This is a genomic window from Sorangium sp. So ce302, assembly GCF_051530145.1.
Lineage (GTDB): Bacteria > Myxococcota_A > Polyangia > Polyangiales > Polyangiaceae > Sorangium > Sorangium cellulosum_B.
The window spans coordinates 11,209,629-11,226,187 of record NZ_CP150326.1 but is presented as its reverse complement, the minus strand read 5'-3'; the positions used below and the strand labels follow the sequence as shown (position 1 = coordinate 11,226,187).

Here is a 16,559-nt window from a genome sequence, read left to right as displayed (position 1 = left end):
ATGTCGAACCTCTCCCTCGTCAGCATGCGCCGTGGATTCGCCCTCGCGAGATCGGCCAGGTCCACCTCGATGAAGCTCCTGATCCCCCTCCTGGTCGCGCTCTCCGTCGTGCTCGGGGCCGCGCCGCCGGCGCTGGCGCAGGCGCTCGATGCGCCGAGGGCGCCCGGGCCGCGCGGCCAGATCGCGCTGCGCGCGGAGCCGCCCGGCGCGCCGGTCGAGCTCGCCGCGAGCGGGCCGGATCACGTCGGCTCGTTCACGATCGAGAACCAGGGCGACGGCCCCTTGAAGGTGACGCGGGTGATCGTGCGGACGTCCCCCGAGGACCCGCGCGTCCCGCCGGGCGTCAGCGTGGAGCTCGAGGGCGGCGGCACCTCGGCGACCCTCCCGCCGGGCGCGAGCCGGAAGGTCGTGGTCCAGTGGAAGACCGCGGGCGTGCGCGCGCGGGAGCTCTACGGGCACGTCGTCGTCGAGTCCGACGCGGTGGCGGCCGGCGCGGCCGGCGTGCTGGGTGTAGCGCGGACCGTCGCGATGGGCATCCACGCGGAGCGCGGGAGCAGCCTTGGCTTCGTCGGCGACCACATCCTCTCGATCCTGACGTTCCTGCCGCTGCTCGGCGTGGTCGCGGTCTTCCTCGCGCACCTCTTGCGTTACCAGGACGACAGGAAGCTCCGGCTGATGACCGTCGTGCTGATGGGCGTGAACCTCGTGCTCGCGGCGTGGCTCTACGCGCAGTTCGATCGGGGCTTCACCAGGGCCGACGGGAACGACGGCTACCAGTTCATCGAGCACGGCGTGTGGATCCGCTCGCTGAACGTCGAGTACTTCGTCGGCGTCGACGGCGTGTCGATCTCGATGGTCCTGCTCACGGCGCTGATCTCGTTCGTGGGCGCCCTCGCGAGCTACAGCGTCCACGACCAGCTCAAGGGCTACTTCGCGATGTACAACCTCCTCGTCACGGGGATGTTCGGGGTCTTCATCGCGCTCGACCTGTTCCTCTTCTTCGTCTTCTGGGAGGTGATGCTCCTGCCGATGTACTTCCTCATCGGCATCTGGGGCGGACCGCGGCGCGAGTACGCGGCGATCAAGTTCTTCCTCTACACGCTGGCCGGCAGCGTCTTCATGCTGCTCGCGTTCATCTGGTTCTACCTGAACGCCGGCCATACCTACCTGGTCGACGGCCAGGCCACCGAGCGCATCTTCTCGATCCCGGAGCTCTCGCGGGTCGCGTGGGCGGCGCAGGGGCTCACGATCCTCGGCGTCGCCGCGGTGAAGGTGGTCTGGATCTGGCTCTTCGTCGGGTTCGCCATCAAGATCCCGATGTTCCCGTTCCACACCTGGCTGCCGGACGCCCACGTGGAGGCGCCGACCGCGATCAGCGTGATCCTCGCGGGGGTGCTCCTCAAGATGGGCACCTACGGCATCCTCCGCATCAACTTCACCCTGCTGCCCGAGGCGACGCAGTGGGCCGCGCCGGCCATGGCGGTGTTCGGGGTGGTCAACATCCTCTATGGCGCCTTCTGCGCCATGGCGCAGAGCGACCTGAAGAAGCTGGTGGCCTACTCCTCCGTCAGCCACATGGGCTTCACGCTGCTGGCGCTCGGCGCGATGACGCCGCAGGGCATCCAGGCCTGCCTCGTCCAGATGTTCAACCACGGCCTGATCACCGGGATGCTCTTCACCCTGGTCGGCGTGGTCTACGACCGCGTGCACACGCGCGACATCGACAGGTTCGGCGGCCTCGCCTCGGAGATGCCGCTCTACACCGCGCTCGTCGGCTTCGCGTTCATGGCGTCGCTCGGCCTGCCCGGCCTGTCCGGCTTCTGGGGGGAGGCGATGACGTTCATCGGCGCCTTCCCGCGCTACCGCGCCCTCACGATCCTCGCCGCCGTCGGCGTCATCATCACCGCGGCCTACCACCTCTGGGCCCTCCAGCGGATGTTCCTCGGCACGTTCCGCGCGTCGTGGCGGCAGAGCAAGTACCTCGAGCCGTTCGGCGGGAAGTTCCCCGAGATCAGCGGGCGAGAGCTCGCGTCGATCGCGCCGCTCGCGGCGCTGGTCCTCGTCCTCGGCTTCTGGCCGCGCCCGCTGCTCAGCCTCATCGATCGCGGGGCCCTCGACGTGCACCGCCTCGTCGACAGGCCGGGGCAGTCCCAGATCGCCGGCGCGCCAAGCGCAGACAGCGTGGGCGGCGCCGCGTACGCCCGCGCGGGCGCCCCGGAGGAGGGCGCCTCGCCGGGCCAGGGCGCCCTCGCCAGCGCCAGGTAAGCCGTGGAACCCCGCACCCTCGACAACGTGGCGAGCCTCGCCTACTTCGCGCCGGAGCTCGTCCTCATCGCGGCGGCCCTGCTGCTCGTCGTGTGGGACCTCGCGTCGCCGGCGCGCCTCAAGCTCGCCGGCCTCGTGATCCTCAGCCTCGCGGCGCTCGCCTGCTCGGGCGGGCTGGGCGCGTACTTCCTGGCGACGGACGCCGCCCCTCGCGCGCTCTTCCACGGGCTGCTCGCGTTCGATCGCTTCTCGAATCTCTTCCGCGTGATCTTCGCGCTCGTGACCGGGGCGATCGTCCTCTTCTCGGTGCCCCCGCGGGCCCCCGGGATCGAGCCCGAGCTCCGCCGCGACTCGGGCGAGTTCTTCACGCTGATCCTCGTGCTCTCGCTGGGCATGAACCTGATGGCGGCGAGCCGCCACCTGCTGCTCATTTACCTGTCGCTCGAGCTCGTCAGCGTCATCAGCTTCGTGCTGGCGGGCTTCAAGATCAACGACGCGAAATCGAGCGAGGCGGCGCTGAAGTACGTCATCTTCGGCGGCGTCGCGTCGGGGATCATGCTCTACGGGATGAGCTGGATCTTCGGCATCACCGCGTCGATGCGGCTCGACGAGTGCGCGGCGCGGATCGCCGCGCTCACGGCGCAGCAGGGCAAGCTGCCGGAGGTCGTGTTCGTCGGCACGGCCTTCATGCTCGCGGGCTTCGGCTACAAGATCAGCGCCGCCCCGTTCCACATGTGGACGCCCGACGTGTACGAGGGCGCGCCGACCCCGGTGACCGCGTTCCTCTCGGTGGGGCCGAAGGCGGCCGGCTTCGCGGTGCTGATCCGCTTCTTCTCGGACGCGCTCGGCGCCGGGAGCGCGCCGCCCGGCGTCGCGACGCCGTGGCCGGTGCTCTTCGGGTGCCTCGCGATGGCGACCATGACCGTCGGCAACCTGTCGGCGCTCGAGCAGGAGAACGTGAAGCGCATGCTCGCCTACTCGAGCATCGCGCACGCGGGGTACATGCTGCTCGGCTTCTCGGTGTTCAGCGTCGCCGGCGTCGCCGCGATCGCCTTCTACATCGTCACCTACTGCTTCATGAACCTCGGCGCGTTCATGGTGGTGATGGCCGTGGCCGAGGAGAGCGGCGGAGACGAGACGTTCGCCGCCTTCCGGGGGCTCGGGCGCCGCGCCCCGCTCGTCGCCGCGGCGATGGCCGTGTTCCTCGTCTCGCTCACCGGCCTGCCCCCGATGGCGGGCTTCATCGGCAAATTCTACCTCTTCTCGGCGCTGCTCGCCGTCGGGGGCGCGTGGAGCTGGGTTATCGCGATCGTCGGCGTGCTGAACAGCGTGATCTCGCTCTTCTATTACGCGCGCCTGCTTCGCACGATGTATCTCGACAAGAGCGATCGCACCGAGCCCACATCGGTGCGGCCGCTGCTCGGCGCGACGACGTGCGCGCTCGCGATTCCGACCGTGCTGCTCGGGGTCTACTGGGGGCCGGTTTACGACTTCGTGGCGCGCTCTGTGGCGATCCTGCGCTGAGCGCTGTGCCACGGCGCCGACGTCGCCCCATCCGGCGCGCGCTGGGCCGAACGCGGCGGTATCGATCTCCCCGCGATCCTTGCTAGTGTGCGCGCGCGTGGCCACGACCCAGGACGCGATCTCTCCAGAGGAACGTTTCGCGCGGGGGGTACGCCTTGTCCCGGGCGGCCTGGACATCGGCGGCAAGCTGGTCCCGCTGTACGCCGGCAGCGTGCACTACTGGCGGCTCGACCCGCAGCACTGGCGCGCCTGCCTCGAGGCCACGCGCTCGCTCGGCGTTCACCTGATCGACATCTATGTGCCGTGGGCCGTTCACGAGACCGGCCCGGGGCAGTTCGATTTCGGCCGGCTCGATCCGCGCCGCGACGTCGGCGCCTTTCTCCGCCTTGCGCACGAGCTCGGCTTTTACGTCATCGCCCGCCCGGGCCCGCACATCAACGCGGAGCTCACCTGCTTCGGCATCCCTGAGCGCGTCATCTGGGACCCGAGCTGCCAGGCCCGCTCGGCGCGGAACAACCCGGTCGTGCTCCCGATGTTGCCGTACGGGTTCCCGGTCCCGAGCTACGCGAGCAACGCATTCCACGACGAGGTCGCCCGCTATTTCAACGCGCTCGCCCCGGTCCTGAAGCCGCACCTCTACCCGGACGGGCCCATCGTGCTCTTGCAGATCGACAACGAGGGCGCGCTCTACTTCCGCGACGGGGCGTACGACCAGGATTACCACCCGGACGCGATCTCCCTGTACCGCGACTTCCTGCGCGAGAAGTACCGGACGATCGAGGCGCTCCAGCGAGCTTACGCGACGAAGAGGGTGGAGCCCAGCCCGGAGGGCGACGCGACCGAGGACGTCGGCGCGGCGCTCGTGCGCGCGATCGCCCGCGAGCGCGCGCAGGCCGAGGAGGGCGATCTGCGGTTCGCCACGATCACGCCGCCGGTCGCGTTCGACGCCGAGACGCCGGCCGATCTCGCGCGCCACCTCGACTGGAGCGAGTTCCACGAGCACCTCCTCGAGACCGCCATGGGGCGCTTCGCGAGGGCGCTCTCCGCGGCGGGCGTCGACGGCCTGCCCACGATGCACAATTTCCCGATGGGACAGGACGCGACGCCGCTCAACCCGGCGCGCATCTCGCGCGTCGTCGACCTCGTCGGCCTCGACTACTACAGCATCGCGAGCCCGAGCAGCCGGCAGATCATCGCCCGCCGGACGAGCGAGCTCGCCGTGCGCTGCGAGGCGCTCTCGCTGCCGCCCTTCGCGTGCGAGATGGGCGCCGGCTTCCCGCCGTTCTTCCCGCCGCTCGAGGAGCGCGACAGCGTGTTCGTGATGATGGCCGCGCTCGCGTACGGGCTGCGCGGGTACAACATCTACATGGCGGTCGAGCGCGACCGCTGGATCGGCGCGCCGATCGATCCGCGCGGCCGCCCTCGCCCCTTCGCCGCCTTCTGGCGGAAGCTCTCCGCGGCCCTCGAGGCGACGAGGTTCCACGAGCTCCGCCGCCCGGCGCCGGTGCGCATCGTCACGCCGCGCACGGAGCGCCGGCTCTCCCGCGTGATGCATGCGTTCGGCCCGCTCACCGGGGCGTTCTTCTCGATCATGAACTTCGGCGCCCGCGATCGCTGCCTCGAGGACGACCTCGGGCTCGGTTACCCGCTCGCGGTGGAGTCCGACACGTTCGTGCGTGCGTTCGAGGAGGCGCTCGACGCGCGCGGCGTCCCCTACGCCCACGTCGGCGGCGAGGATCGCGACATCTCGCTCGTCGGGGCGCGCTGGGTCATCTGCGCCACCTCGGGCGGCCTGAGCCCGGAGCTGTTCGCGTGGCTGGAGGCGACGTCCCGGCAGGGGACGCTGATCACGCTCGGCCCCCGCGAGCCCACCTTCGACGGCGCCTTCCGCCAGCTGCCGCGGCCCTACGATCTGAAGCGGCTCCTCGCCCCCGGACAGAACCTGCCGGCGCTCCTCCAGGACGACCCCGCCGCGGCCGACGCCGCGGTGTCTCGCGCCATCGACGCGCTCGGCCTGCCGGCCTTCGCGTGTGATCCCGACAGCGTCTTTGCGACGCTGCACGAGGATGCGTCGGGCACGCCGCGGGTGCTCTTCTTGCTGAACCCCGGAGATGCGGACGTGGTGGCGCGCGTCACCGTGAGCGCCCAGCGCGCGCGCGATGTGCTGGACGACGCGCACTTCGAGGCGCGGCGCGGGGCGCTCGAGGTGCGGCTCGTGCCTCGCTCCGTGCGGATGCTCGCGCTGGAGTAGCCCCGTCGCCGCGCGCTGCGCGGCGACGGCCAGCGAGGCTCGGTATCTCCGCTCGCTCCCCTCCTGACCCGGTGTGCCCCTCGATCAGCGCTCGAACCGCAGCGAGTTGCCCTCTGCGTCGCGGAAGCGGCCCATGCCGATCATGAGGATGTCGATCAGCGACCAGATGCCGAGCCCGCCGCACGTCAAGAGCTTCGCTATGCCGAGCCCTGTCTGTCCCAGATAAAAGCGATCTGCGCCAAAGTAGCCGAGGAAATAGGAGAGCAAGAACAGCGTGGACTGGCTCTTGGTCGGGTGGCCGACGGGCGCGTCGCGCCTGAGCACGAGCCCCTGGGCGTCTCGCATCGATCCGGTGCCGATCAGGATCGTGTCGATCAGGCTCCAGAAGCCGAGGCCACCACACGTGAACAGCTTGAGGAGCCCGAGCCCCGTCTGGCCCAGGTAGAAGCGATCGACGCCGAAGGTCCCGAGAAACACGGCGAGCATGAAGGCTGTCGCCTGGTCCTTGTCGGAATAGGCCTGCGCCGGGGCGCCGTGAGGCGGTCCGCCGCCGTGAGCCGGCGGCGGGCCCCAGCCGCCTCCAGGCGGCGCGCCGTAGCCGCCGGGGGGCGCACCCCATCCTGCGCCAGGCGGCGGGTATCCTCCGCCCGGTGGTGGGTACCCGCCAGGCGGCGGGTATCCGCCCGACGAGGACGCGCCGCCACCGCCGCCCGGCGCCACGCCCTGGCCGCCGAGCGGGCCCGACGCCCAGCCGCCGCCGCCCGGCGCCACGCCCTGGCCGCCGGGCGGGCTCGACCCCCAGCCGCCGCCTGCGTTGCCCCAGCCTTCGCCTCCGGGCGGAACTCCGCCTCCGCTCGTGCTCATCCTCGTTCCCTCCAGCTGATGCGGCTGTGGAGGCGGGCCGTGCGCCCCGCGGTCGTCAGCCGAGCCTGACTGTATCCTGGAACCGCGGCGCCGCGCTTGCGCAACGCGGAAATCGCTGGTGGTTGCCGGAGGCCCACCCTACCTTGGCCCACGATGGGCCGCTGAGCGCGGCGCAGGAGCGAGCGCACCCGGCGATGCAGCAAGATTTTCAGTCCGATCGATGGCTGTCGTTCGCCCTCCGGGCGGGGCTCATCGCTCTGTTCTTCTGGATGGTGAAGGGGCTGCTCGTCCCCGTCCTGCTCGGCGGTCTGGTCGCGCTCCTCGTCTCCCCGCTCCAGCGCCGCCTCGCGCCTCGACTCGGCCGCTTCCGCCAGTTCGCGCCCGCGATCTCGACGGTGGGCGTGATCATCCTCGTGTGCATCCCGCTCGCGGTGATCATCATCGAGGCCTCCGCCTCGATAAGCCGCTTTTTCGCGCGCGATTGGTCGAACACGATCGAGCGGGTCCAAGGCCTCCTGAACGACGGGAGGATAACGGCGCTCCTCAACAGGGCTGGTCTGTCCGGGGACGATGTCCGCACGTACGTGAGCAACCTGTTCGAGCGGGTGGGCAGCTCGATCGCCGGCTTCGCGGGCGGCATGGTCGCCGCGGTGCCGCAGACGATCGTCGACGCGTTCCTGTTCGTCGTCGCGCTCTACTACCTGCTCCGCGACGGGGGCCTGCTGCTGCGCTGGCTGCTCACGCAGTCGCCGTTCAGGAACGAGGAGACGGACGTCCTCTTCGCGTCGATCCAGGACACGGTGCACGGCGCCGTCCTCGGCCTGCTCGCGACGGCGGCCGTCCAGGGGACGCTGACGACGATCGCGCTGTTTGTCTGCAACGTGCCGGGCGCGTTCCTGCTCGGCCTCCTGGCCACGCTGCTCTCGCTCGTCCCCATGATCGGCACCACGCCGGTCACGCTGGGCGCGGCCATCTACCTGTTCGTCGTCGGGCGCATCGGGGCGGGGATCGGCATGTGCGCCGCGGCGGTCCTCATCGGGCTCTCGGACAACGTGATCCGGCCGTGGGTCCAGAGCTCGCACGGCGGGATGCACCCGCTCATCGCGCTCCTCGCCATCTTCGGCGGGCTCGAGCTGTTCGGCGCGGCGGGGATCTTCATCGGCCCGGTCGTCGCCGCGATCGTCCTCTGGGCGGTCGACACGCGCGCGGGCATCTCCAGTTCGGGCCTCCCGCTGGGCCCGTACACGTCGCAGCCGCCACCCTCGCTGACGTCGCCGACATCGCGACCGCCGCCGGCCTCGCGACCGCCTCCGACGTCGCGACCGCCGGTGTGACGCGGCGGCGCGCCGGAGCGCCGCGAAAGGCGCGCTCCGCGCCCTCGAGCGAGGCGCTCACGGCGACAGGCCGTAGCCGCGGGCGAGGGTGAGGGAGAGGAGGTTGCACGCCGCGTGGAACACGAGCGGCGCCCCGATTCCGCCTGTGCGCGCCCGCAGCCATCCGAAGAGGAGCGCGGGGAAGAAGACGGCGAGCCGGGCCGGGTGCTGGATCGTGAGCACGTGGCCGATCGCGAAGATCGCCGACGAGAGGAGCCACGCCGGGCCGAGCGTCGCGCCGGCGACGCGGAAGCGCGGCGGGAAGACGCGGTCGAGGGCGCTCTGGAGGTAGCCCCGGAAGAACGCCTCCTCGGGCAGCGCGACCACGAGCAGCTGCGCGGCGATCTCGTCGGCGAGCGAGGGCGGCGGGCGCAGCACGAACGGCGAGGTCGCGCCCCAGTACAGCCGGTAGCCCAGCCAGAAGAGCGGGAAGACGATCGCGGCGACCAGCGTCGCCCAGGCGACGGCGCGGAGCGCGGCGCGGGCGAGGCGCCTCGCCGACAGCGGCACGGGCTCCAGGAGCCCTCCGAGGGACAGGCCGTGGGCGCGGATCGTCGACTCGTCGTACCTCAGCACGAGCCAGGACGTCGCCGCGAAGAACGTGAGGCCGACGAGCGTGCCGGCGTAGCTCTTCGGCGCGGCGTAAGACACCGCCGTCACGGCGGCGGTCGTGATGCCAGCGGCGAGGAGCGCGCGCGCCGCGGTCGGCTCGGGCGGCCGCGGGCGCTCGCGCTCGTCGACGCCCGCATGCGCGGCGTTCGCGTCTGCCGGCGCGCCAGGTGTCTCGTCGCCCGCAGGTGCGCGTGCGTCTCGGCTCGGTTCGATGGGTGTGGGCGGCTGCAAGGCGTGTTCGTCGCGGAGGGGAGCGCGCGGTGCGGGGGCTTACGCGGGGATCGCGGCGACCAGGGGTCGCGGCCGCGCGCGCTCAGCCTAGCCGCCACGATGTCCCTCCGCGATGGTCAGCGCTCGGGGCGGCGCGATTCAGGTGCTGCACACGGGTCCAGCCACCGCCCATTTTCTAGCCTTCCAGCCCGGCCACGTTAGAGTGCGGCCGCTGTGGCGTTTTCCCGACTTCGCTGTCTGATGAAGCCGTTGGCCTGCGCGCTGCTTGCGTCCGTCGCGACGCTCGGTCCGGCGCCCGCGTCGGCCGCGTCGCCGTTCCTCACGACGCCGGAGGCGAGCGTCGCCGAGGCGTCTCCGGCGTACCGCTACGCCAACATGACGAACGAGGAGGCGCTGGCGGAGCTGGATCGCCGGAAGATCCTGTACCTCAAGGTCGACCACGCGCCTGGGGTGCGCGCTCCGATCCGGCTCACGGGTAGGCTGAACGGCGTGAACTTTCATTCGGTGCTCCCGCCCGAGCAGCGCGTGACGAGCATGTTCGAGATCCTGGACGCGCGCCTCGCGCTCGCCCTCGACGATTTCGCGGCCGTGCTCTCGAGGCACGATATCGACGAGGTCGTCCATTACACGATGTATCGACCCAACGTGCCGATGCGCGGCCGCGAGGGCGTGGACGGCGACGGAGAGCACGGGCACCCGATCGCTCATGCCAAGGCCGCTGACAGCGCGGTGCAACAGGCAGAGGCCGCGGACGGCGCTGCCCGCGAGGAATCGACGAGGCAGGCCTCGCCGGTCGAGCCTGCGCCGCCGGTGGAGCTCGGCAAGAAGGGCGCGCTCGATGGGACGTCCAAGGCACCTGAGGAGCGGCCGCGACGCCTGAAGGAGAAGGGGGCGGCGGAGGCCGCGTCGAAGGAGAAGGGCGCAGCGGAGGCCGGGCCGAAGGCGAGGGCCGCAGTGGAGGCCGCGCCGAAGCAGAAGGGTGCGGCAGAGACCGGGCCGAAGGAGAAGGTCGCAGCGGGGGCTGCGCCGAAGGAGAAGGTCGCAGCGGAGGCCGCGCCGAAGGAGAAGGTCGCAGCGGAGGCCGCGCCGAAGGAGAAGGGCGCCTTGGAAGCCGATCCAGGCGCCGCTTCCAAGGCTCCTGGCCAGCGGACGCGGACGATCGCTGCGCGCAGCGGGCCGGCCAAGAAGGCCGCCGGCAAGGCCGGAGCGCGCCGCGCTGCTCGGCGCAAAGCCGCGGGGCCGACCCGGGCGACAACGTCTCCGGTCAAGCACCGTGGCGACGTCGCGCTGCGCAGCGATGCAGCGCAGAAGCCCCGCGGCACGTGGGCTCCGCCGGGCACGCGGCACCCCGCCGGCCTGGCCATCGACGTCGGTGCCCTCAAGAAGCGCGACGGCACCTGGATCAGCGTCGCGCGCCACTTCCACGGCCGCATCGGGGACAAGACCTGCGGTGAGGGGGCGCCCCAGCCCGAGCTCCCCGAGGCGCGCGAGCTCCGGTCCATCGTGTGCGAAGCGGCGGACCTCGGGATTTTTACATACGTGCTGACGCCCAATTTCAATGCGGCGCACGTCGACCATTACCATATGGAGATCAAGCCGGGCGTCCGGTGGTTCCTCTATCACTGAGCGAAGGCCGCGCGCCCCTTGTGCAGCCCTGAACGGCTCGCAGCGCGTCCCACTGCACATCCGTTGATTGCGCGTTTTTTGATGATCTGAGCGGTTTGTTCGCGCAACTTCTGCCACGAGAGCGACGATTCCCTTCCCGAACGAAGGCGCCGGCGCTCCGCCGCGCGCCCCCGCGAGGGAGGTCGACGGACATGGTGCAAAAGAAAGACGGACAGCCGCTGCCGGGGACTTCCTACCGTGTGCTCCGTCGGATCGGGGCAGGCTCGTGCTCGGAGGTCTTCGAGGTGACCGGGCGCCGCGGCCAGCTGCGGGCGCTCAAGCTGCTCCGCGCCATGCACGAGGGGTCGAGCGAGATCGGAGCGCGCCTGGTCCAGGAGGGGCGCGCTCTCTCGGCGCTGAGCCATCCCCACATCGTGAAGGTCGAGGAGGTCGGCGTGACGAGCGACGGCCGGCCCTTCCTCGTCATGCCGCGCCTCTTCGGCGAGACGATGCGCGAGCGGCTCGACGCGCGCGGGCCGCTCGCGACGCCCGCCGCCGTGCACATCGCCATCCAGGTGCTCGGCGGGCTCGCGGCGACGCACCGCGCTGGCATCGTCCACCGCGACATCAAGCCGGCGAACGTCTTCCTCGCGCAAGCGAGCTGCGCCGAGCAAGGCGTTGCCGATCTGGAGAGCGCGCCCGGTGTGCCCGAGGCCGAGCACGCCGTGCTCATCGACTTCGGCATCGCGAAGGTGAGCCGCGAGGGGCTGGAGCCGTCGACGGGCTCGAACGTCCTCGGCACGCCGCGCTACCTGTCGCCCGAGCAGATCCGCGGCGAGGAGGTCGACGCTCGCACCGACGTGTACGCGGTGGGCCTCCTGCTCTTCGAGGCGATCACCGGGCGCGGTCCGTTTCCGGTGGTCGACTCGATGGCGGTGATGCGGGCGCACCTCAACACACCGGCGCCGCGGCTTCGTTCGCTCCTCTGGGTGCCTCCGGCGCTCGATCATGCCGTCGCGCGCGCGCTCGAGAAGGATCCGGGGCTCCGCTGGCAGACGGCGGACGCGATGGCCGCCGCGCTCGCGGAGGCGCTGGGCGAAGGCGGGGGCAGGGAGACGCCGGCTCACGGCGGAGCGGGGCGCGCCGCGCCGCCGGACGGCGAGCGCAGCGCGCGGGCGCACCTCGCGGCCGGAGAGGCGCGATGAGCGGCGCGTCCGCCGAGTGCGCCGGGGCGCGCACGCTGCTCTACACGCGCGGGGTGTCGCTCGCGCCGAGGGCGCCTTTCGCGCGGTCGCTCCGCGCGCCGGGCGAGGGCGAGGGCGAGCCGTCCGAAGGCGCGTGGCCGCTCCGCGCGCCGGGTGAGGGGGAGCCGCTCCCCGGCACACCGTATGTCGTGGTGCGCCTGCTCGGCCAGGGCGGCATGGGCGAGGTGTACGAGGTCGAGCACCGGGCGCTCGGTCGACGGTTCGCGGTGAAGGTGCTGCACCGCAGCCACGCCGGCCGCAGCGATCTCTCGGCGCGCCTGCGCGCCGAGGCGCGCTCGATCGCTCGCCTGCGCCACCCGGGTCTCCCCGACGTGTTCGATCTCGGCGTGACCGACGGTGGCCGCCCCTACTTCGCCATGGAGCTCCTCGAGGGGCGCGATCTCCGGACCGAGCTCGCGCGCCTCGGCGTGGTCGCGGTCCCGACCGCGCTCGACCTGGTCCTGCAGGCCCTGTCCGCGCTGTCGCTCGCGCACGCGGCGGGCATCGTCCACCGCGATCTCAAGCTCGAGAACCTGTTCCTCTGCGACGACGGCACGCTCAAGGTCCTCGACTTCGGCGTCGCGAAGCTCCTCCACGGCAGCGCCTCGCTGACCGCCCCGGACGCCGTCATCGGCACACCCAGGACGATGGCGCCCGAGCAGTGCGCCGCCCAGCCGATCGATCCGCGCGCGGATATCTATGCGATGGGGCTCGTCCTCTACGAGCTCGTCGCCGGGCGAGGCCCCTTCGACGAGCTGCGCGGCCGGGGCGACGCGCTCCGCTTCGCTCACTGCGAGCAGGAGCCTCCTCCTCCCTCGCGCTTCGCGCCGCAGCCGATCCCGGCGGCGCTCGAGCGGCTGATCCTGCGCGCGATCGCGAAGGCGCCCGAGCATCGCTTCCAGACGGCCGCCGACATGGAAGCCGCTGTGCGCCGAGTGCACATCCGGTTGCACGACGGATCGCCCTCGAGCGCCGGGCCGGTGGTCAGCGCGACCGCGCTCACCCCGACCGCGGCCGACGCCGTCGCGGCCTGCACGCCTGCGCGCGGCGAGGCATCCGCGGAGGCGCAGCGCCGACCGCTGCTCGCCGCGTCGGCCGGCGCCGCGCGCCTCTCGCGCCGCCCGAGGGCGCGCTCGACGCGGCGCGCACCTCCGGCGCGGCCCGTCGCCCGTGCGGCGTCGCGCGCCTCCGCGCTCGCCGTCTGCGCGCTCGCCGTCGCGTCGGCCGCGCTCGGGCTCGCGCTGGCGCAGCGCTGGATCGCGGCGAGTGAACCCCCCGCGCCCGCGCCTCCGTCCGCGCACGCCGGGGCGCAGGCGCGCTCGGCTGTAAGGTAGCCTCGTCGCGCCCGTTCTCTGGTCGACACCGCAAATGCGGAGTGGAGGGACCATGAACCGGATGCGACGAATCGGGCTGGCTTGTTTGGCGATATCGCTCCTCGCGGGCACCGCCGGCTGCGGCGGCAGCACAGCGGCCCGGCCGGCGGATTCCACGGCAAAGGGGGGACGCGCGATCACGGGCGCTCCCGAGCCCTCCAGCGCACAGGGGTTCCAGGACGGCGCCGCGTTCGACGAGCCGGGCGCGCCCGCCGCGCCGCCGTCGCTCGACGCCTCGCCCGCGGCGCCTTCGGCCGAGATCGAGCGGCCCTCCGCCACGGGCGGCGCCTCGCGCGCCGAGGGAGCGGCGCGCAAGGCGCCGAGCAGCCAGGTCGCGCCGGAGCCCATCGATCGCCCGGGCCTCGGCACCGAGTGGGGCGAGACGCGCGTGTCGCGCATCTCGACCGCGCCGTTCGTCCGGGCCGACGTCAACCGCCCCTTCGTGGTCGCGAGCCTGTTCTACAACGACGCCGAGGGCGCCCGCGCCATGGCGAGCGCGTCCGGCTTCCGCCGCACGTCGCCGCAGGCGTTCACCTTGGCGGGCGGCGCCGTCGCGGTCGGGCTCCGCGGCGAGGGCGGCGGCTTCCTGAGCGGCTTCGTCGCCGGCGAGAAGAGCCACGTCGTCGGCGAGGCCGGCCAGCGCTACAGCATCGTGCTGCGCAACCTCACGCCGACCCGGATCGAGTGCGTCGTCTCCGTCGACGGCCTCGACGTCATGGACGGCCAGGCCGCGACGTTCAGCAAGCGCGGTTACCTGATCGATCCCCACGGCGAGCTCGAGATCGACGGCTTCCGCCAGTCCGTCGACACGGTCGCCGCGTTCCGCTTCGGCTCGGTCCGCGGCTCCTATGCGAACCAGAAGCACGGCGACACGAGGAACGTCGGCGTGATCGGCGTGGCCCTCTTCAACGAGCGCGGGACGACGCCCTGGACGTTCGACGAGGTCCAGCGCCGCCGCGAGGCGAACCCGTTCCCTGGGCAGTTCGCCACGCCGCCCGGTATCTGAGCCTTTTCAGCGCCCATCCCGCGTCCGCGCCGCGCTCCGGTAAAATCAAGCTCCCGCTCCGGCTCGCTCCGGGCTAGGCCACGGCACGGTGTCGGACTTATTGAACCCGTCTCAACGTGCGGCCGTCGAGCACGAGCTCGGGCCAATGCTGGTGCTCGCCGGCGCAGGTTCCGGCAAGACGCGTGTGGTGACCACGCGGATCGCCCGCCTTCTCGATCGCGGCATCCCGGCGCGCTCCATGTTGGCGATGACCTTCACCAACAAGGCCGCCGCCGAGATGCACGAGCGCGTCGGCAAGCTCGTCGGCTCCAAGGTCGCGCGCGAGCTCAAGGTCTGCACCTTCCACCGCTTCGGGCTCGACGTCCTCGGCGCGGAGACCCGCGCCCTCGGCCTGCGCGGCGGCTCCTTCGCCATCTTCGACCAGTCCGACGCCCTGGGGGTCATCCGCGAGATCCTCCGCGAGCTCCGCGCCGGCAAGAGCTACGACGTCAGCGCGATCCTCTCCCGCATCTCGAACGCCAAGAACGCGTTCCTCGACGCCGAGACCTGGGCCGAGGCGCAGCGGCAGGGCAAGGGAATCGACGAGTACGACGAGATCTCGATGCTCGTGTACCCGCGCTACATGGCGGCGCTGCGCTCGTTCCAGGCGTTCGACTTCGACGATCTCATCTGCGAGGTGGTCCGCCTCTGGCAGGCGCGCGCCGACGTCCTCGAGCGCTGGCGGATGCGCTACCGCTTCGTGATCGTCGACGAGTACCAGGACACGAACCGCGCCCAGCTGGAGCTCCTGCGCCTGCTCTGCGGCGAGCACCGCAACGTGGTGGTCGTCGGCGACGACGACCAGTCGATCTACGCCTGGCGCGGCGCCGACGTGCGCAACATCCTCGATTTCGAGGAGCACTTCTCCGGCGCGAAGGTCGTCAAGCTCGAGCACAACTACCGCTCCCGCAAGCCGATCCTCGACGTCGCGAACGCGGTGCTCGCCAAGTCCGGCGCCCGGCGGCACAAGAAGTCGCTCATCGCCACCCGGGTGGAGGGCGACAAGGTGCGGTCCATCATCTGCGTGGACCCGGACGTCGAGGCGAGCTTCGTGGCCACGGAGGCGCAGCGCCTCCTGGAGCGGGAGGCCGCGCGGCCGAAGGACATCGCCGTGCTGTACCGCTCGAACCTCCAGGCGGCCGCGATCGAGTCGGCCCTCAAGGAGCGGCAGATCCCGATCCGGATGATCGGCGGCCAGCAGTTCTTCGAGCGCAAGGAGGTCAAGGACCTCATCGCCTACCTCCGCGTCGCGCTCAACCCGGGCGACGAGATGTGCCTGCGGCGCATCCTGAACTACCCGGCGCGGGGCATCGGCGACGTCGCGGTGGCCAAGCTCGGCGCCTACGCGACGGCGCACGACGCGTCGCTCTGGACGGCGGTGTCGCGGCCGCACGCCGTCCACGAGCTGACCGCCGCCGCGATCGAGGGCTGCCGCCAGCTGCTCCGGATCATCGAGGCCACGCGCGCGCGGTTCGAGCGCGGCGAGCCCTCCGCGGAGGTCGCCCGCGCGCTCCTCGCCGACGCCGGCTTCAAGGAAGACATCATGGCCGGCTCGTCCACGGCCAACGCCGCGGCGCGCCGCTGGGGCAACATCGAGGGCCTGCTCAACGTCTTCGCGCGCCGCGACGAGAAGGGGAAGGGGGACCGCGCGAGCTTCGCCGAGTTCCTGCGGCTGCTCGCCCTGCGGCAGGACTCCGAGGAAGAGGAGGCCACCGATCGGGTGACGCTCACCACGATGCACGGCGCGAAGGGGCTCGAGTTCCCGTACGTGTTCGTGATCGGCCTGGAGGAGGGGCTGATGCCCCACCAGCGCAGCCTCGACGAGCGCGCCACGGACGCCGCGCCGAGCGGCGCGGAGGGCGGCGACACGGGCGGCCACAGCATCGAGGAGGAGCGGCGGCTCTTCTACGTCGCGGTCACGCGGGCCCGCGATCGGCTCTACCTCACGCGGGCGAAGCACCGCGGCTCGCGCGGCAAGATGGTGCCGAGGACGCCGAGCCGGTTCATGCTCGAGATCCCCCCCGAGCTCCTCGAGGAGCGCGAGGAACTCGCGCCGGTCGCTCCGGGGATGGAGAAGGTGAAGGCAGGCGCGGCCGGCGTGCTGGCCGCGCTGTCGATGAACCCGTTCGCTGGAGATCCCCCCCTCATCCCGCGCCGCCGCACCTGAGCGGG

The 16,559-nt window shown here is 71.8% G+C and carries 11 protein-coding genes; 9 read left to right on the top strand and 2 right to left on the bottom strand.

Going from position 1 to position 16,559, the window contains the following annotated elements:
• The 3 genes from WME73_RS42480 to WME73_RS42470 all read left to right on the top strand — a co-directional run bounded on the left by WME73_RS42480 (window position 1) and on the right by WME73_RS42470 (window position 6,040).
• The gene (locus WME73_RS42480) at window positions 1-2,265 is read left to right on the top strand and encodes a complex I subunit 4 family protein (RefSeq protein ID WP_437913315.1); all 2,265 of its coding nucleotides are present in this window, start codon (window positions 1-3) and stop codon (window positions 2,263-2,265) included.
• Between the two features lie 3 nt (window positions 2,266-2,268).
• On the top strand, window positions 2,269-3,789 hold the full coding sequence (locus WME73_RS42475) for an NADH-quinone oxidoreductase subunit N (RefSeq protein WP_437741968.1): 1,521 nt from the start codon (window positions 2,269-2,271) through the stop codon (window positions 3,787-3,789).
• Between the two features lie 97 nt (window positions 3,790-3,886).
• Window positions 3,887-6,040, top strand: coding sequence for a beta-galactosidase (locus tag WME73_RS42470; protein ID WP_437741967.1), 2,154 nt, complete (start codon window positions 3,887-3,889; stop codon window positions 6,038-6,040).
• 84 nt (window positions 6,041-6,124) lie between these two features.
• Here the strand turns inward: WME73_RS42470 and WME73_RS42465 are convergent, their stop codons facing one another.
• A complete protein-coding gene (locus tag WME73_RS42465) occupies window positions 6,125-6,904 on the bottom strand; it encodes a TM2 domain-containing protein (RefSeq protein ID WP_437913314.1) in 780 nt (259 codons plus the stop codon).
• A 143-nt stretch (window positions 6,905-7,047) separates the two neighbouring features.
• Here WME73_RS42465 and WME73_RS42460 point away from each other — a divergent pair, with 143 nt between their 5' ends.
• Complete coding sequence (locus tag WME73_RS42460; RefSeq protein ID WP_437741965.1) at window positions 7,048-8,238, top strand: AI-2E family transporter; 1,191 nt, start codon at window positions 7,048-7,050, stop codon at window positions 8,236-8,238.
• Between the two features lie 57 nt (window positions 8,239-8,295).
• Here WME73_RS42460 and mrtC read toward each other — a convergent pair whose 3' ends face one another.
• On the bottom strand, window positions 8,296-9,120 hold the full coding sequence (mrtC, locus tag WME73_RS42455) for a myxosortase MrtC (protein ID WP_437741964.1): 825 nt from the start codon (window positions 9,118-9,120) through the stop codon (window positions 8,296-8,298).
• Window positions 9,121-9,360: 240 nt separating this feature from the next.
• Between mrtC and WME73_RS42450 the strand changes: the two genes are divergently transcribed.
• The 5 genes from WME73_RS42450 (at window position 9,361) to WME73_RS42430 (ending at window position 16,554) form a co-directional block, all read left to right on the top strand.
• Entirely contained in the window at window positions 9,361-10,746 is a 1,386-nt protein-coding gene (locus WME73_RS42450) for an extensin family protein (RefSeq protein ID WP_437913313.1), read from the top strand.
• A gap of 191 nt (window positions 10,747-10,937) precedes the next feature.
• Window positions 10,938-11,930 (top strand): serine/threonine-protein kinase, encoded by a 993-nt coding sequence (locus WME73_RS42445; RefSeq protein WP_437741962.1) that lies wholly within the window; start codon window positions 10,938-10,940, stop codon window positions 11,928-11,930.
• Window positions 11,927-13,303 carry a serine/threonine-protein kinase gene (locus tag WME73_RS42440; RefSeq protein ID WP_437913312.1) on the top strand — a complete coding sequence of 459 codons (1,377 nt, stop codon included), beginning with the start codon at window positions 11,927-11,929 and terminating at the stop codon, window positions 13,301-13,303. The genes WME73_RS42445 and WME73_RS42440 overlap by 4 nt, the downstream gene beginning before the upstream one ends.
• A 52-nt stretch (window positions 13,304-13,355) precedes the next feature.
• Entirely contained in the window at window positions 13,356-14,348 is a 993-nt protein-coding gene (locus WME73_RS42435; protein WP_437913311.1) for a hypothetical protein, read from the top strand.
• An 88-nt stretch (window positions 14,349-14,436) separates the two neighbouring features.
• A complete protein-coding gene (locus WME73_RS42430) occupies window positions 14,437-16,554 on the top strand; it encodes an ATP-dependent helicase (protein ID WP_437741959.1) in 2,118 nt (705 codons plus the stop codon).
• Window positions 16,555-16,559: the final 5 nt, after the last annotated feature.

Coding starts and splice junctions, on each gene's coding strand:
- WME73_RS42480 (WP_437913315.1), top strand. CDS start 1: ATGTCGAACCTCTCCCTCGTCAGCATGCGCCGTGGATTCGCCCTCGCG.
- WME73_RS42465 (WP_437913314.1), bottom strand. CDS start 6,904: ATGAGCACGAGCGGAGGCGGAGTTCCGCCCGGAGGCGAAGGCTGGGGC.
- WME73_RS42450 (WP_437913313.1), top strand. CDS start 9,361: ATGAAGCCGTTGGCCTGCGCGCTGCTTGCGTCCGTCGCGACGCTCGGT.
- WME73_RS42445 (WP_437741962.1), top strand. CDS start 10,938: ATGGTGCAAAAGAAAGACGGACAGCCGCTGCCGGGGACTTCCTACCGT.
- WME73_RS42440 (WP_437913312.1), top strand. CDS start 11,927: ATGAGCGGCGCGTCCGCCGAGTGCGCCGGGGCGCGCACGCTGCTCTAC.
- WME73_RS42435 (WP_437913311.1), top strand. CDS start 13,356: ATGAACCGGATGCGACGAATCGGGCTGGCTTGTTTGGCGATATCGCTC.